This window comes from Cryomorphaceae bacterium 1068 (assembly GCA_027214385.1).
Lineage (GTDB): Bacteria > Bacteroidota > Bacteroidia > Flavobacteriales_D > Cryomorphaceae > JAKVAV01.
This window is the reverse complement of sequence record JAPVXR010000006.1, coordinates 138,957-155,041: the sequence shown is the minus strand read 5'-3', so window position 1 is coordinate 155,041 and position 16,085 is coordinate 138,957. Positions and strand designations below refer to the sequence as shown.

General features: G+C 44.7%; 11 protein-coding genes. 6 read left to right on the top strand and 5 right to left on the bottom strand.

The features are described from left to right. Positions 1-325: 325 nt before the first annotated feature. The 3 genes from O3Q51_09855 to O3Q51_09845 form a co-directional block, all read right to left on the bottom strand. The gene (locus O3Q51_09855; GenBank protein ID MCZ4409114.1) at positions 326-961 is read right to left on the bottom strand and encodes a hypothetical protein; all 636 of its coding nucleotides are present in this window, start codon (positions 959-961) and stop codon (positions 326-328) included. A 41-nt stretch (positions 962-1,002) separates the two neighbouring features. Further along, positions 1,003-1,677 carry a hypothetical protein gene (locus O3Q51_09850; GenBank protein ID MCZ4409113.1) on the bottom strand — a complete coding sequence of 225 codons (675 nt, stop codon included), beginning with the start codon at positions 1,675-1,677 and terminating at the stop codon, positions 1,003-1,005. An 88-nt stretch (positions 1,678-1,765) separates the two neighbouring features. After that, positions 1,766-2,134, bottom strand: coding sequence for a hypothetical protein (locus O3Q51_09845; protein ID MCZ4409112.1), 369 nt, complete (start codon positions 2,132-2,134; stop codon positions 1,766-1,768). Positions 2,135-2,497: 363 nt separating this feature from the next. Here O3Q51_09845 and O3Q51_09840 point away from each other — a divergent pair, with 363 nt between their 5' ends. The 4 genes from O3Q51_09840 (at position 2,498) to O3Q51_09825 (ending at position 9,645) form a co-directional block, all read left to right on the top strand. Then, entirely contained in the window at positions 2,498-3,463 is a 966-nt protein-coding gene (locus O3Q51_09840; protein ID MCZ4409111.1) for a ChbG/HpnK family deacetylase, read from the top strand. A 4-nt stretch (positions 3,464-3,467) separates the two neighbouring features. Then, positions 3,468-4,565: a patatin-like phospholipase family protein gene (locus O3Q51_09835; GenBank protein MCZ4409110.1), complete on the top strand. Its 1,098-nt coding sequence runs from the start codon at positions 3,468-3,470 to the stop codon at positions 4,563-4,565. A gap of 53 nt (positions 4,566-4,618) precedes the next feature. After that, positions 4,619-8,860 (top strand): hypothetical protein, encoded by a 4,242-nt coding sequence (locus tag O3Q51_09830; protein ID MCZ4409109.1) that lies wholly within the window; start codon positions 4,619-4,621, stop codon positions 8,858-8,860. Between the two features lie 425 nt (positions 8,861-9,285). Continuing rightward, the gene (locus O3Q51_09825) at positions 9,286-9,645 is read left to right on the top strand and encodes a hypothetical protein (protein MCZ4409108.1); all 360 of its coding nucleotides are present in this window, start codon (positions 9,286-9,288) and stop codon (positions 9,643-9,645) included. 177 nt (positions 9,646-9,822) lie between these two features. Here O3Q51_09825 and O3Q51_09820 read toward each other — a convergent pair whose 3' ends face one another. Beyond that, positions 9,823-13,359 carry a prolyl oligopeptidase family serine peptidase gene (locus tag O3Q51_09820; protein ID MCZ4409107.1) on the bottom strand — a complete coding sequence of 1,179 codons (3,537 nt, stop codon included), beginning with the start codon at positions 13,357-13,359 and terminating at the stop codon, positions 9,823-9,825. Between the two features lie 360 nt (positions 13,360-13,719). On the opposite strand from O3Q51_09820, the gene O3Q51_09815 reads away from it, so the two are divergent. Next, the gene (locus tag O3Q51_09815; GenBank protein ID MCZ4409106.1) at positions 13,720-14,505 is read left to right on the top strand and encodes a GldM family protein; all 786 of its coding nucleotides are present in this window, start codon (positions 13,720-13,722) and stop codon (positions 14,503-14,505) included. 50 nt (positions 14,506-14,555) lie between these two features. Here O3Q51_09815 and O3Q51_09810 read toward each other — a convergent pair whose 3' ends face one another. After that, positions 14,556-14,816, bottom strand: coding sequence for a hypothetical protein (locus O3Q51_09810; GenBank protein MCZ4409105.1), 261 nt, complete (start codon positions 14,814-14,816; stop codon positions 14,556-14,558). Between the two features lie 305 nt (positions 14,817-15,121). Between O3Q51_09810 and O3Q51_09805 the strand changes: the two genes are divergently transcribed. After that, entirely contained in the window at positions 15,122-15,454 is a 333-nt protein-coding gene (locus tag O3Q51_09805) for a YegP family protein (protein MCZ4409104.1), read from the top strand. The last annotated feature ends 631 nt before the right edge of the window (positions 15,455-16,085 follow it).

Here is a 16,085-nt window from a genome sequence, read left to right as displayed (position 1 = left end):
CTCATGGGGTGATTTCCCCAACCGAAAGGGGGGTATTTTCCTGAAAAAAAATAGGGTTTTTCCTGTAGAGTGATCCGAAACATGGCTTTACCTTTGTCTCAGAGTAAGACAGAAAGAATAAGCTATTCATTCGCTAACCACACCTTGTCCCGGGCTATGAGACATGAGCTTTTGTAAGACCAAGCTCTAAATCCCCCGCCAATGCATTGGCAGGGGATTTTTTATTGATTTAGAAATTATTGAGCTTTCCAATCTCCTTCAGGGCTTTCCAACTATGTTCTTGGTAGCCCGTTTTGAATCAATCCATAACACCGCGAAATACGAACTATACATATAGTAGTTCATACCTATAACCAGATTTGTGGCCCACGCGGGCATGTACTCTCCTGTTGAATAGTATCGTTTCAGATAATAATCGTACAAGGCAAAAGAGAAAAAAAGTACTCGAATAGAAAACGAGGGTAGCGGTATTAAACCAGAATAATTCTTGCTTCAACAGAGGTGTTTGACTGGGCTTCTTTATCATGGTGTAAAAGGTGATCAGCGAGCCCAAGACCACGGCTACATTCAGCATCATTGTAGATTTCGTCGGGCTTTGGTAGAGTCCTTGAATCCACACCAGATTGATCACAGCGAAGCATGCCAACAGTATACCGGCAATAATAAAACCGCGCTCCAGCTTTTTGTTTGTAGCATATTTTGAAAAGGCATATGCGTAAGCTAACAAGTGAAAGATATTTACGAAATGGGTACTCGGACTAGAGTTTCTAATCACCATGGATAGGTAACTCCCAATCAATTCCAGAAAAAGGCTTACGGTAATAATCATCCAAACTCCCCTGGCAGCAAGTGAAAGGCGCTTGAATTGTATTAAACCAAAAAGAAAACCACTGATCAGAATCAAATAGTAGACAGCATAACCTCTAAAGACGAAAAAATTTAAAAAATCTTCAGTGGTCATCTGTACATTGAGTTAGCGGCATGCTTTATCTGCTTGAAGATTTAATGACTGCTTCTTTTGGAATCAAACCACAAAGCAATGATATATGAAATGTAGAGGTAATAGTTCATCCCATGGTTTAGATACCTAGCCCACGTTGGTAAATATTCGCCGTGTTCTCCATAATAACTAAGCAGAGCATAGGTGAAGAATGTACAAGAATAGAAGATAAGTGTAGCGGTAGCAAACCAAAAGACGCTTTGCCTTGGCAAAGAAACCGGACTAGGTTGCTTAAGCATATCTCGAAAAATGAATAGCGCTCCCAAAACCATTGCCCCGTTAAAAACGGTAATCGCCCGGGTAGGATAGTTATATACTCCTTCAATTAAGAAAGTACTGGCAACGGAGTATGCCGCTAGCAGAACTCCCCCATAGAGGAAAATTCGGGCAAGTAGAGGGTTGATTGCAAATTTTGAAAATGTCCATCCGTAGGCTACAAAGTGCAAACAATTGATAAGGTGAAATGAAGGATTGTTGGATGGAACGGTATCGATCAAAAGGTAAGATCCCACTGACTCTATGAGAAAGCTAATGGCTACAATAGACCATACGCCTATTCCTGCTTTTGATAGTTGATTCCAACGAATGATGCCAAATAGGAATCCGCTCATCAGGATGAGGAAATAAGGGCCGTACCCATAGCGGACGAAGGTGTTCAAAAAATCTTCGGCGGTCATTCTGTGCTAATTCCGGGAGTAAAAAAATGAGCGGGCAAATGACTTCAACCATTTGCCCTTTCAATTCATTTTTAGAGTCTTTCGGTAGTTAAGGATTTACAATCGGGTGAGGCGGTCCCTTAATCAATTTATCCAATGCCGTACTGTGAACAATCGCTCCATCTTTAACCCCGGCTATAATCGCGGTATAAGTCTGCTTAGCCGGATCTTGGGGGAAAGTTAAATTACCGCTGCTATCTCTCCCCGTGGCATCGACAGCAAAAAAGATACGAATCGAATCACATGGAACTCCAACAAAAACTTGAAGTGCCGACTTCGAAAAACTCAGCTCATCCAATTGAATCAATTGTCCCTGGCTGTCTTCTGAACCAACTATAGGACGTGGGTAACGACGGTATTCATCGATCATTTGTTTCGCATCACTGTAGGCAATACTATGAGGATTTGTATTCGGCATAGTTTAAGGTTTAAAAGTTTCATCCGAAGTAATACATTTTTTCTGAATGGCCCCGACCTCTTGATTAAATTCAGGGAATTTCCTGAATTCTTACAGGGTTTTACCCCCCTTTCGGTCAGGAAATTTCCTGTAGCCCTTTGTCGAATAATAATTACATTGTGACCTCAACCAATTGATTTTTAACCTAACCTCCCTTTAACTATGACCTTCCAAACCTGAACAAATACCCTTCGCCCAGAACATTTAGGCGAGCATTTGTCAAGCCGTTAATTCAAGTTTTTTAGACGTATTCATCTTTTCAGGTGGATTTCATTCTTCTTGAGTTCAAGCTTCCATTTTTCATTTCAAAATACCCTTTATACTATGAAAGTCATCTTTACAGCTGACGATTTTGGCGTTTATGACCAAATCGATAATGCGGTGATCCAAGCCGCCGAGGCAGGAAAAATCAATAGTGTGGCTGTTTTTCCGAATGGATTCGGATTGAGTAAGAAAATAGAGCGGCTGAAAGCCGCTGCCAAGAGAGGAGGAGTGAACCTGGAGATAGGTTGCCACCTCACCACCTGTTCGGGCAGTCCATTGACACAAGTCACCAAGAATTTTGTAAATGGAAAAGTTTTCAAACCATACAACAAGGTGCGAAGAGCGAGCAAAGCAGAAAAGACGCGCGAGCTCGATAGCCTTTACCGAGAGCTTCATGCTCAAATAGAAGCCCTAAAAGGAATTACCGAGATCAGGCACCTCACTTGCCACAACAATACCTTATCGTGGTTTGAAGATTACTTTGAGGTATACCTCAAGGTAGCCAAGGAGCAAGGTCTTCCCATTCGATCGCCGTTTTTCGTTCCCGAAGATCAATTTGACCGCTACCAAAAAGCCATGGGGCTTCTCAACTACCAACTTACGGGAAAGAAAAGAACACGCTTGTCTTATAAAAGCTGGCGAGAGACGTATCGGAAGAAGTATCCTAAGCTCATTAAGGTACATGGGGTTGCCCATCCCTCTATTCTCTTTTCAGATCATTACGGGCCCCCACCGATCCTTTCGTTAAGCGAAGGCGATCTGGCCGGAGAGTTGGTCCGCAAGAAGAAGGCGATGACCGAAGTATTTGATAAACACGTGAAAGAGCACAACCATGTGGAAGTGGTATTTCATATCATCGAAAACAATATAGCCAAGCGCAAAAAGCTGAAAGGACTGCTGAAGAAGGGTTGGTATTCAGGCGTGAATCACAAATATGTAGACGGCCGCATGACGGAGATGAGATCACTGATGTCTCTGCAAAGACCCAACGGAGTTGAATTTGAATCATGGAAAAATTTAAAATAAAAATATGGAAACGCGAAATAAAGTAAGGATTCTTTCCATCGATGGTGGAGGAATCAGAGGAGTGATACCCGCACAAGTTCTCGTTTATATGGAGCAGAGAATTCAAGCTGTCAAGGGTCCTGATGCCAGGCTGGCAGACTATGTCGATATGATTGTCGGAACAAGTACGGGAGCTATTCTCGGTGCACTCCTTTTGGTGCCGGATGAGAATGGCAGACCTAAGTACACCGCACAAGATGCCCTTGATTTCTACGTGAAACACGGCGAAACGATCTTCAATAAATCCATCAAGCGAAAATCTATGTTCAAGAGGCTATTCAAGGCGTCAAAGTTTGGAGCGAAAAATCTGGAGAAACTCTTTGATGAGAAATTGGGCTCTTTGAAATTAAGTGAATTGCTGAAGCCCTGCATCATCACGTCTTACAATCTCACCTACCGCGACGCTCTGTTTTTTAACAGTAGAGAGGATGACGAGGGTGCAGGAGATTTTTTGGTAAAAGATGTTCTTCGCTCCACCTCTGCTGCACCAACCTATTTTGACCCCGCTCATATATTCTCGATTGGTGGTGCGAGAAAGGACAAAATGGTGAATGTAGATGGAGGCGTTTTTGCCAACAATCCTTCTATGTGTGCCTACGCAGAAGGGCGGAAAACTCGTTTCCCCGATTGGCAAGACAAGGATGATCCCAACAAGAAATTTCCCACGGCCAAGAATATGCTCCTGCTATCGCTGGGAACAGGTGGTGGGCGGCCCGAATTAGGATTTACCTCTGATGCACACAAATGGGGAATGCTGGACTGGGCCAAGAAGACTCCCGAGATCATGATGGACGGAGGCCTGGATATGGTCAATCACCAGGTAGCATTGCTTTTCGATTCGCTAAGTACAGAGAATGATCGCAAGAATTTCAAGCGTGTCGATTACCCCAAATTGCCGCCTGGCCAAAAGCCGCCATACGATTCTGATATGTCTAATGCTGACCGAGGAAATATAGAAAGACTGGTGTCGAGTGGGCTCGTCACGATTAAGAACGCCAATGAATCTTCTGAGAAAGCACACACCTTAGATGCCTACGTCGACCTATTGATGGAGGCGGGTTAAGAACTCGTTTAACCTGGATTTGCCAGTATAAGAATTGAATTAAATCGATCGAAATGAAGAAGGTATCTACGCCCGCAATGGTAATTTACGTCATCTTAGCCTTAGTGGTTGGGAGTTATCTTTACTATTCTCAGTATTACATTCCGCACAAGGAGGATATCCTAATTAATAAAGGAGTAAGAACCCTAGCCAGCATAGATGAAGGGATTTCAAATAAACAAGATTTTTTAAAGTCTTTTATGGGGCAGCGGGTCGATGCCAATACCCAGCTTTCATACATGGCCGACTATCCTTCTCAGGACGTTTCAGTCAATATCAATCGATTCAATTTTGATACAATTATAAATCCGGGAGGAGATAGTTGCGACATCAGGCTATGGTGGCTTGATGCTCAAAAAACCATCATTTCCAATCATATCAAACCCTTACCTATCTACACGGGAGAATGGGAAGAGTTAAAACCGGATATAACTTTTCACCACAGTCGTGATGGGGAGCCGGCATACTTGGAGCTCAAACACATTCACGAAGTAAGGAACGACTCGCTGACCAATGCACTCCGCGATCAACTAAGGGAGAAAGCAAACAAAGATTCCCTTCAACGAGTGGCGATTGAAAAGGATTTAAGGAACCTAATGAGAATGCAAAAAGAAGCTTTCTTGATAATGGGGGGTGAGAGCAGCGACTATACGAAGAATTATTTATATCAAACTCCATATGGCTCTGTCCAACCAAGCCGCACTCAGGTCGAAGCAGAAGATGTGCTCACCAATGAGAAATTTACCGCCAGAGTAACTTTAGACACTCTTTTGAGCGATGTCATGGAAAATGAGATTTTCCAATGCTTAGTTCTTCATTCGGCTGATTCAGAAGATGTGTTTTACAGCAGCGACCCTAGAGTCATTAACCCAATGCGAAAGTTTGATGGTGACAAGAGCGATTCAATAGCCACCCGCTTCGGAGTCAATATATTTGAAACGCAAGTTAACTCCAAGCCCTACGTTGAGTTTCGGAGATACATTCAATTGGGTGATAAAAGTCTTTACTTATCAGGATTTATCAGTAAAGATGATTACAACGAATACCTGCGGGAGATTGACTATTTCGTTTTGATCTTGGTTTTGCTGCTCACCTTTACGCTCATCGGGGCAGTACCCTTGATCAAGGTTTTCGTGATTAACGAATGGGAACGATTGCGCGATCGGGATGTTCTCCTCTCAGCACTCTCCTTGCTTTTTGTGGTTTTTCTTGGTTCACTCATATTCTTTACCGTTCACCATTACAGCGAGGTGGAGCATCAGTTGGAGCATGACATCGAACACTATGGCAATCGGATGAAGGGGAATTTTGTCAATGAGATTGATTCGCTCGTAACGCATACTAAAGACTTCGATTTCGATTCCATGGGGTATTGGAAAAATAGCGATGACATCCTTTTTCATGAATTTTTCGAAACCACCGATGGCACCATAGAGCGCATCATTCTTCCCTACGACGAGTTTGGTTGCAATTGGGATACCGTAAGTGATATTGGGAAGTTTTTTCGAAAATACGTCAACCTCTCAGGTCGCGATTACATCAAGAAGGTTAAAAGCAGTGACGCCTATCTTCTTGTGCATCCCAATCATGATTTCCAAGAGTTATACCTCGAATCGGTTTTCTCTTATTCCCGCGCTCAAAAGGAGGCAGTTATTTCCTATCCGAAGGGAGATAAAATAAACGGTATTAGTGTAGACCTCAAATCGCTGATGTGGAGCATACCGCCCGAGGGTTTTGGTTATGCCTTGATCGATCGGGATATGAATGTGCTCTTTAGCTCCAAAAAGGCCAAGAACAACTTCAAAAACCTCAGGACCGATCTCGTCGGGATGGAATTCATTGACCAATCCATCACATACGGTAAGCCACTGCAGGGTCATTTTGATTTTGGCCGCGATAAATTCATAGGGCAGGTTACCCCCATTGATGGTATTGTCACTCAAAGAGGAAAAGACCCTGCCTTCTTTCTCATCACCTTTGCCAATCACGATTTAGTAGAGTGGCATACAGGTCTTACCTCACTGCTCTCAGCGCTGGCTAGCTTTGGAATCCTGATGGCTTCCTTTCTGTTGCTGATTCTTCAATCACTCTTTTCCATCAATCAAAAGGAATCCAGGTTTTTTCGTCAATCCAATTTTTACGACACTATCTTTCCCGAGCGTCAGGATGGGTTGACCTATCTTTTTCTCAGCATCATCTCTTTGCTGGGAGTGATTATCGGTGTATTCTTATACCGATACGGGCTGAGCGCCCTCATCAGGTATGGTGTCGTTCAAGTCTTGCTCTTTGGATTGTTGAGGCCACTCTTACTTTCTTACAACGATTCCCCAAAAGGACTATTCCGACGGAGGGGCTACTTTTTTACCACGTTTATAATCCTTTTCAGTGCCATTCTGTTTTTACCGGGTGGCATTCCCGGCGGTGCACCTGACAAAATTATTCTGACAGCTTACACGTTGATCGCCATTTCGCTTGGATTGTTGGTACACAAACAAATGCTGAAGTCCAAAGGAAAACCTTTTGCCCTCAAAAGGAGCAGCCTCTTTCACAAGCTCAAATTTATCTTGCAGAGCAAAACGGTGAAAAACGTATACATCTTCAGCATGTATGCTTGGATTCTCGCCATTCTGGTCTTCCCATTTTTCCTCATATCTGATAAGTGCGAAGAAATTGTTGCCAACTCGTTTCAGGCCCTTTCGGGAAATCAAATTAACCAACAACTCGAAGATGAAAATGCTGATCTCTTGCAGCTGTACGGAGAGTACAATAGCATCACGACCAAAATTAACCAACTTCATCTCGACGAAGAATGGGAGACCTTTATGACCGATGAGCTTTATTTCGGTACAGACATTAGCCAAAAGGTTAAGACCTATGAATACGCTCATTATTTCCAGCCCATTTTCTCGCTCTTTGCAAATCGCTATTCGTATGATCCGCTCTATGTTTCCGCAAAAGGACATGGATATTGTAAAAAGAAGAAAGAGTTCGCACCTGACCCGAACCCGGCTGATAGCCTTTCGGGTAAAAGTGAAAAAAGGCCTGAGAAATCCCATACGGCGGAAAGCAATGAAGCCGGTTCAGGTACATTTGGTCGAAACACGCTGTTTTTCATTTTCAGCCTACTCTTACTTTATGCCTTGGTGCGCCTTTTCTTAAACCGTATCGTATTCAATATCTCCCCCGAGTTACAAGGCGGTAGAGTGCGCGCCTATAGCGTAATCGACAGCTTGGAAAAATACCAGGCCCATAAATTAGAAACCAATTTGCCAATGCGCCTATTTCTGGTGGGTATTCCCAGGTCGCGCCGAACTACCATTCTAAAATCCCTCCAACTAACTCGTGCTGATTTGGGATTTATCGATTTTGGTAGAAATACTTCCTTCCTCGATGAGGAATACGACATAGTCCATATTCCACCTGAATTGGTAAATGCCAAAGCCATCGTCATCCGCTTCTGGTTTCCCGAAGATGTAACTGACGAATACCTCAATCGCTTGAGAAAGCTTACACGATATATGGAAGAAACAGTTCTCTATAATAAGGGTAGCGTGATTCTTTCTGATCTAACCATCACTCAAATAGAGGAAAAATGGTACGAGATGAATACCGGAGCTCAAGCCGCTGCATCGTCTCGTGAGGTTATGCTCTACCTCAAGGAGTGGTTTAGGAGCTACCGCGAATTCTTGCTACCGCTAGAGAAGGAACGCTTTGGTGATAGTGCCGCCATCAACGGGCAGATAGGCTTTGACGATGCCTACGATGATTACCTCAACAAGAGTTATTACTCGCCCATCTACTTCAGCGTATGGCATTCCCTTTCGGTCAAAGAGCGATTTATCGTTTACGATCTGGCCGAAGACGGACTAATGAATGCCCGTGACAGCTTTATGCTGATGAAGTTGAAACGAAAAGGTATCCTGAGCTACAACCGAAATAACTATCGCATGGAGTTGTTTCACCGCAGTTTCAACCTCTTTGTGAAAAACGGAGTTTCCACCACGGAAATCATGAACATCGAGCGCTTTTCTAAAAAGAACGGAAGCTGGGGTCAGATCCGTCTGGCGCTGCTTTTGCTAATCCTTGCCATGCTGCTGTTTATCTATGAGTTGATGCCAAATATGTTCAACGCATTGGCGGGAGCTATCGGTGTCATCGCAAGTTTCTCAGGTGCTGTTAGCCAATTGTCGGGCAAGGTCAGCCTGCCGCAATTCGGCAAACTTTTTGGCGGCAATAAGGGCTCAGGCGTAGCGTAAAGAGTGTAAGGTCTAGCTTCTATAGTACGGTGGCCGTTGGCTTGATTATCTCGTAACGGCCACCATTGTTTTCTCAAAAAGGATCGTATGTATTCAATGGATCCATCCAACTGGCGGAGTGAACTTCTAAAGTAAAAAGCCAACGCTTCAGCGATGGCTTTTTTCGTGCCTGTCTTGACTCCTTTTTGCGCTGATTTACAGTCCTTTTAAGTGTACGCCGAACACAAAAAGCCAATGTTATCATTACATCAAGGATTGCCCTGAAGGCCCCTTCGAAAATAGGCCTGAATGTCAATCACCACGGGTCCTTCAGAGGTTGAGAGGTATTGTGGTGTTCACAACATGAAGAAACACAGGTGGATCTTACCTCGTATCTGCTGAACTTTACGGTAGTGAGTTTGTCTTACTAACTAAATACCAACAGTATGGAAAATTGGCAGAGTTGGATGATATCCACCGTTGTAGTGCTAATTGGCGTGGTAGCGAAGTTTCTTTTGGAGATTTATCTTCCCGAGTTCAGAAGGGAAAATATCAACATCAAGAGAACGGGAATTAACACCTTCATGACTTTATTGCTCCTATACCTTTTTGGAACGACGGCGTTCAGATTATATACCGAACCTTGGACTCAAGAATTAAAGATTTATACCTTATTCCAAGCCTTTCTTTTTATGGGCTTTGGATCCTTTTTGGTCATCATGAGAACATTCAGAAAGTTTTTTGATGACAGCGAGCAGGAAGGGCAAAGTGCCAAAGAGTCGCAGACGAGGATTTTGATGCGGTAGCGTATTCAGAGTTCAGTTTTCAGTTATCAGTGGTCAGTTTTCAGTGATCAGTTTTCAGTGATCAGTTTGCAGTATGCTTGCCATTAAGCACTGAATACGGGGTACTAATTGCTCTTGCTTGTTTTCTGTTCGTTTCTCTCCGAATCCTTGTGCCGAAGGCGGATGACAGGATCTCGTCTATTTCTTTGCGTCTGCTTTTTCGGCGGCGGCCTTTTCTGCCGCTTCTTCGAGTATATCGCTAGAGAAAATGTCGAAGATCACGGCAAATTCATAAGCCATGTCTTTGTACCGATCGTATCTGCCTGAGCCACCACCGTGACCGGCACTCAAGTTCGTTTTCAGGAGCAGTAGATTGTCGTCCGTTTTCACGTCACGTAATTTAGCTACCATTTTTGCCGGCTCCCAATAGCCCACTCTGGTATCGTTTACGCCCGTGGTAAAGAGCATATGCGGATAGTCTTGAGCCGACACGTTATCGTAAGGGCTATAGCTCAACATGTATTCAAAAGCCTTTTTGTCATTGGGGTTTCCCCATTCCTCGTACTCAATGGTGGTAAGCGGAAGCTTGTCGTCCAGCATGGTGTTGATCACATCTACAAAGGGAACATCCAGAATAACGAACTTGAAAAGGTCAGGGCGCATATTCACTACGCTTCCCATTAGTAAGCCACCGGCACTTCCACCTTGTGCCACGATATTTCCTTTTCGGGCATAACCCTCTTCAATCAAAAACTCGGCGCAATCTATAAAGTCGGTAAAGGTGTTTTTTTTGTTCATCATCTTGCCACCGTCGTGCCAGGCTTGTCCCAGTTCTCCTCCGCCTCTCACGTGAGCGATGGCATAAACAAAACCACGGTTGATCAAGCTATAGATGGAACTATTAAATCCCGATTCACTGCCCGCTCCATAACTCCCGTAAGAAGTCATGTACATGCGCTTGTAGCTGTTCTTCTTGTTTACATCCCAATTTCTGTAGAGCAGAGTAATCGGAATCTTCGTACCATCGCGCGCCTCGGCCCAGACCCTCTTGTTCTTGATCCATCTTCCGCTGTAGTGGTATTTGACTTCTTGCTTCTTAACCAATCGCTTCTCGTCCGTTCGCATGTTGTAATTCCATGCTTCTCCAGGCATTTTCATGGAAGAAATGGAGTACTGCAGGGTGTCCGTATCAAACTTCGGGTTGTAACCGAGCGAAACCATATGGAGGTCTTCCTTGATTTTCAGGTAGCGGGATTTGCCGCTTTCCTTCTCAATGACTTTCAAGCGGTTTTCCATGTTTTCCGTTTCTCCGAGCACGAGGAAGTCATCGAAGATGGCAAATTCGGTTAAACGCGTTCCTTTCTTGGGTTGCAGGAAGCTCTTCCAATCGCTTTTGTTGTAAGCACTTTCATCACACTTGAAGACTTCAAAATTCGGGTTGTCTTTATTGCTAATAATGTAAAATTCGTGGGCGTAATCCGTCACCATATACTCGTGGGTTCCCTCTCGCGGAGCCATCAGGTGAAACCCTTCCTCTACGGCCTCTACATTCATGAAGTGTACTTCACTCGTATTGCTGCTGCCTGCGCTCATGTAGATGTAATCCTTCGATTTAGATTTCGAGATCGAGATCTGAAATCGGTAATCTCCTTCCTCGTAGAGCAAAGAGTCGCCATTCTGAGGCGTATTCAATTCGTGGAGCTTCAGGCGGTAGGTGCGGTTGGTTTTGGGCTCCTGCATGGTGTAGAGCAATTGGTGGTCATTGAGCCAAAGGATACCTGATACATCCGTCAGGGAGTCCTTGATAGGAAGCCCCGTTTCAAGGTTCTTGAACTTAACCATCACCTTATCGCTACCCGTGGTATTCTCGTAGTACGACATCAATTTGGTATTCGGACTTACCGTAATTCCTCCCGCTGAGTAGTAGTCGTAATCTTTCGCCATCACATTGACATTCATCAGGGTATCCCATTCTTCGCGCCCCTCTTTTCGGCGCAGGTAAATGGGGTATTCATCGTCTTCCGTCCATTTGGTTTGGTACCAATAGCCATCCTTTTCAGCGGGGATGGATTCATCCTCTTTATCCAGTCGGGCGGTGAGCTCCGCAAACAGCTCTCGCTGGCTTTTCCTGAGCGGAATGAAGTAATTGTCCATGTACTCATTCTCCGCCACCAGGTATTCCTTGATGTCGGGGTTACGGAGGGGATCCTTTGGTTGCTTTAACCAGGCATAGTCATCGGTTAAGGTAGTTTTATGAATCTTCGTTTCTGTCGGAATCTTTTTGGCAATGGGGGCGGGGAGGCTATCGTTTCGCTTGTGCTTATCGGCAAATTGCTTTTCCAAGGGCGTCTTGCCCTCCATATCTTTTCTGATGCTATCGGGAATAATGGCTATCGGGTATTTCGCCGTGTAGTCTTTCCAGAAGTCTTCATGGTATTCCAGCGGAAGGTCAAAGAGTTGATTGGTGGTAAGGTTGGCAAATACCTCAGTCATGTCAAACGGCTTCACCTCTTCGGTCTTCACTTCATCTACCCAAAACTGACTCACTGCATAGTAGGGAGTGATGTTATTGGTAATGGTATCGTTTAGGATAAACTCGTCCTCGTGCCGAAGGCTTTTCAGGTAATACTTATCGCCGATTTTTTGGTATTCAATGTTCAGCTTGTAGTCAAAGTGCTTGTAGTTCATCGTGGTGTAACTGCAGAAGTACTCCTTGAATTCATCCGGTACAGAACTCTCAAATTTCAGGACGGCAAAACTCTCTTTGTCGATGTAAATCTTCCCTTGCAATACCTTATTTCGATGCGCCTTGGCATAAGGCTTATAACTGTTTTTTGCCTCCAGCTCCTCCATCAATTCTTTGGTTAGTGCCGTTCTGAAAGACAATACATAGACGTATCCCACTCCGTCAATTAGGACTTCTCCCAATTCGTAATTGAATTTCTTGAACTTCTTGTCGCTAAAAAATGCGGCCTTATACTTTAAATAATCTTTACTAAAAACCCCCATCGGCCCGCATTGCACATTGGCAAACATATCGGTAGTGGTGAGGTTTTTACTCGATCGCGAATCAATCACTTTTGCCTGATCGTCCTTTACGGTCTGAAAGTGAAAATGCGCTCGGTGCAAGCTCTTTCCGTTGTACATATTGGAGTTGCTCAAAGAAGAGATGGAGCTTTGCGCTTCCATTCGGTAGTCACTCCACTTGTATGATTTCTCCTGATAGGGTGCGTAGTGTATTTCTGCGGCAGCATCTGCATAGGAAATAAATGCACCATTTTCGGCAACTGTTTCTCTATAATAACCCTCCAATATGACGGGTTCTTGCGAATAGTTTTCCTCGATGTTCTTTATCACCTTTTTAAGCAACTGCTTCGCCGATATGCTTTTGTCGGGCTTAATGACCACCTCCTCAATCAGGGTCACATCTTTTTCCAAGCTTACCACCAGTGGGCTCATCTTTTTTAAGGCATCGATGGCAATGATCTGACGCTCGTAACCGAGGTAAGAGAATACAATGCTCTTGTCGCTGTGCACTTGAGGGATGTTCAATTTAAAGGTCCCTTCACCATTGGTCACGGTACCCAATGCTACCCCGTTTAGCGTAACGTAGGCAAATGAAAGCGGCTTTTTGCTTACGCCATCCAGTACCTTTCCTTCCAGCTTGATTTGCGATTGAGAAAATACCGTAATGGAAAAACCGAGCTGAATCAGCAGTAGAAAGAGGAGTCTCATAGGATTGGTTGTGGTTTTTGTTTCATCAATGATTGGCAATAGCCCAAAGATATGACCCATAAGTGTAGAAAAAAGTTACACGGGATCAGGTTTTAATTTTGGTTTTTTCTTTAACGGGCTGAGGGGCGATTGATTGTTTGGGGAACCTGCTCAGTTTTTTGGGAAGTTGCGCGTTTACTGCGTGTGCATTGGAGAACACGACGGTAGTAAGTAAATATACCTTAACTTGTAGGGCGAGATATGTTCTCAACAACCATTAAAAAGTTCTAAACCAAACAACCAAAAACCACCTCGTAAGGCATTGTTTCTGTCCTTCAGTCACACTTTTGATTTGCCGTACGGAGAATTTAAATCAAAGACATGAGCCAAACTTCCTCCTTAAACCTGCTATTGGGTACGGTATGCCTAATGGCGGCCACCGCCTGCAACAAAAACCAGCCCGAAACAAGCAGTTCTGAAACGGCCGGACAAGTCGATACAGTCTACGTGGTTGACACCGTTTACGTCGATCGACCGGTTTCTCCAACTCCACCTGACAATACCGGAGACTCACTCACTTCGCCTGCACCGGCTTTTGCGCCCTTTGCCTCCATTTCTGCGGCTAAAATGAATGTATTTTACATTGGAGTTGACAACCCCATTGTTGTAAACACGGGTGGTGTTGATCCTTCGCTGCTATCGGTGACGGGGAGCGGTGGAATCACAATTGCCCATGCGGGGGGTGCCAATTACAGGGTGAATGCTTCGACACCCGGCATAGCGACCGTCAGCGTCTCAGGCCCTGTACAAGCTTCTCAAACCTTCAGGGTTAAGCGCACTCCCGATCCCATCGCACGCTTGAGCAATAAGAGCGGCGGATCTATGGGAAGCGGCGAGTTTAAAGCGCAAGGAGGCGTGGGTGCTTTTCTCGACCATTTCGATTTTGACGCAGTTTGTGGCGTCTCGGGTTTTACCTTGGTATACGTGGCTAAGAGACAAGACCCGATAGAGTCCATAAATCAGGGTGCCCGCTACAACGAAAACAGCAGAAGGTTGATTCGAAATGCAAAACCCGGTGATATATATTACTTCGAAAATATTCGCGCCAAATGCCCCGGCGATCAGGCATCGCGAAAAATTAACTCCATGGTTTTTAAGATCAGGTAGATGCTCTGAACAAAATACCCTAGCTCACAATCCATGTTTGGTGCACGGTCTTACTTGGTAGCAGCCCACTTTCGCACCTCACCGCGAAACCATTCATCGGCAGCGTCGGTCCACTTAAAGTTATCGCGCAGATAGGCTACGGTGTCTTTTTCGATGTCGGTGTACGTATCTCCGTCTTTTACAGCGTCGTAAAGCTTCTCGGCATCAGCTTGTGAAATGCGGCCATCGCCGCTTCCGGCAGTTAGTTTTTCAGCTAGTTCAATCAGTTCGCCGTCGTACTTCTTTCCGTCAATTGTTTTGTAGTATCCCATTTTTATTGGTTTAGTGGTGTATAAATTGGTTGCTTCCAAGGTACTAAGTTTCGGTTTAAAATAAGATAGGCTTAATTAGAAAGTGGATTCAGGGCGAGTATAGATTCATGCGATCGCAGAAGTCAAAAAGCCATTCTTCATTCCATCGGGAAAAAACATTTTTTCCTATCTTCATCAGGCAATAACCAACTCACCTCGCATTGATCGATTTCTCAGGGCACAGCCCTGCACGACCACAGACGAGCGTCGCCATTCCATCGCATCATGAAGTAGGTTGGTTAGCCATTAACCAAAACTACAGTACTATGGAACCGCATTTCATTATCAACCATTTGGAGGAGGGGGTAGAGGTGAATTTTATAAAGAGTAAAGGGAAAACTCTTTTGGAGTGGAAAAAATTTCCCGATGTAGAAACGGCAGATCGCTGCATTAAAAAACTCAAGCGCTACCGCAACTTCAATAGCTACCGCTACGATTTTAAAAACGGTGAGTGGCGGTTTTACCTCTTGGATTCAACCGAGGCCAGGATTTGCTTTAGCCATGGGTATTCTTCCAAGCAAAAGGCAGAAGATGGAGTGAAGTTCTTCATTCGAGGGATGCACAACGCGCGGACGAAAGAGAATAAGTTTCGGGAGTAGGGAGTCGATTTCCCACCCCCGTCATTCTTCTCCTTTGTCGCAGAATGCCACCCCCGCCAGCGGGGGACACGTGTACTAGTCTATTTTTTGGTTTGGTAAAAAGTGGACTAATGAACTAAATCAAGGCTTAAAAATGTACGCGATGCTATCTCCCTTTGGAGGGGGTGCCGAGGTACGAGGCGGGGGAGGGCAGACTTCGCCTTCTGAATTCACTTCCCACCCCCGTCATTCTTCTCCTTTGTCGCAGAATGCCACCCCCGCCAGCGGGGGACACGTGTACTAGTCTATTTTGGGTTCTAGTTCAATGGTTATAATTAAGCTAATTAAAGAAGTATAAATCGTACGCGATTGTGTGTCTCCCTTCGGAGGGAGTGGATTCGACGGAGCTTGCGGAGGAGAAGACGAGGGAGGAAAAAATCCAGAATGATAAGGGAATCGATTTCCCACCTCCGTCACATCTCTCCTTCGTCAAGCTGCGCCACCCCCGCCAGCGGGGGACACGTGTCCGAGTCCAATTTGGGTTTAGTTCAATTGTTCGGATTAATTTAAATCATAAAATCCCAAAAACCCCCAATTCGCTGTTCGCAAATCAGGGGTTTCTTTACTAACCATAGCCCTGGTCAAAGGGGGA

Bases quoted from the DNA above. Each gene is read 5' to 3' on its own strand.
- O3Q51_09815 (MCZ4409106.1), top strand. From the start codon at position 13,720: ATGAGCCAAACTTCCTCCTTAAACCTGCTATTGGGTACGGTATGCCTA.
- O3Q51_09810 (MCZ4409105.1), bottom strand. From the start codon at position 14,816: ATGGGATACTACAAAACAATTGACGGAAAGAAGTACGACGGCGAACTG.
- O3Q51_09820 (MCZ4409107.1), bottom strand. From the start codon at position 13,359: ATGAGACTCCTCTTTCTACTGCTGATTCAGCTCGGTTTTTCCATTACG.
- O3Q51_09835 (MCZ4409110.1), top strand. From the start codon at position 3,468: ATGGAAACGCGAAATAAAGTAAGGATTCTTTCCATCGATGGTGGAGGA.
- O3Q51_09825 (MCZ4409108.1), top strand. From the start codon at position 9,286: ATGGAAAATTGGCAGAGTTGGATGATATCCACCGTTGTAGTGCTAATT.
- O3Q51_09830 (MCZ4409109.1), top strand. From the start codon at position 4,619: ATGAAGAAGGTATCTACGCCCGCAATGGTAATTTACGTCATCTTAGCC.
- O3Q51_09840 (MCZ4409111.1), top strand. From the start codon at position 2,498: ATGAAAGTCATCTTTACAGCTGACGATTTTGGCGTTTATGACCAAATC.
- O3Q51_09855 (MCZ4409114.1), bottom strand. From the start codon at position 961: ATGACCACTGAAGATTTTTTAAATTTTTTCGTCTTTAGAGGTTATGCT.
- O3Q51_09845 (MCZ4409112.1), bottom strand. From the start codon at position 2,134: ATGCCGAATACAAATCCTCATAGTATTGCCTACAGTGATGCGAAACAA.
- O3Q51_09805 (MCZ4409104.1), top strand. From the start codon at position 15,122: ATGGAACCGCATTTCATTATCAACCATTTGGAGGAGGGGGTAGAGGTG.
- O3Q51_09850 (MCZ4409113.1), bottom strand. From the start codon at position 1,677: ATGACCGCCGAAGATTTTTTGAACACCTTCGTCCGCTATGGGTACGGC.